Source organism: Synechococcus sp. R5-13 (genome assembly GCF_047462015.1).
Taxonomy (GTDB): domain Bacteria; phylum Cyanobacteriota; class Cyanobacteriia; order Thermostichales; family Thermostichaceae; genus Thermostichus.
This window is the reverse complement of sequence record NZ_JANSIL010000173.1, coordinates 1-577: the sequence shown is the minus strand read 5'-3', so window position 1 is coordinate 577 and position 577 is coordinate 1. Positions and strand designations below refer to the sequence as shown.

General features: G+C 61.2%; 1 protein-coding gene. It reads right to left on the bottom strand.

The features are described from left to right. The coding region (locus NW840_RS12735) for an RNA-guided endonuclease InsQ/TnpB family protein (protein WP_414344665.1) at window positions 1–577 on the bottom strand (577 nt) is incomplete at both ends.

Genomic DNA, 577 nt, shown 5'->3' with positions numbered 1-577 from the left:
GACACGGGTGGTTCACCCACCCGCATCCCGACCGCAGCGTCGGTCGTGTCCTGCCCTTCGTCTCGCAACATTTGCATCCCGCGAGAAAGGATGTTGATCGCGCCGACCACATCGGCGTTGCCCTCGAACCCACATTCCGCGCATTTGAACCTGGCTTGCGTAGGGCGATTGTCCGCCGACACATAGCCGCAGCACGGGCAGGTGCGGCTCGTGTTCTGCGGCGGCACGACAATGAGTCTGCCACCTTTCCAGGCCAGCTTGTAATCCAGCTGGCGACGGAACTCGTACCACCCCTGATCGAGGATGGACTTATTCAGCCCCGACTTGGCGCGGACGTTCTTCCCAGGAGCATCTGCCGTACCTGCCGCCGACTTGGACATGTTGCGCACCTGCAAGTCCTCGATACACACAATCGCGTGGCTTTTGCAAATCGCGGTCGAGACCTTGTGCAGGAAGTCGCGGCGGGCGTTGGCGATGCGGGAATAGATGCGCTGGACACGGGCTTTCGCCTTCTTCCAGTTGTTGCTGAACTTGACTTTGCGGGAGAGCGCTTGCTGTGCCTTGCGCAAGCGCGCCT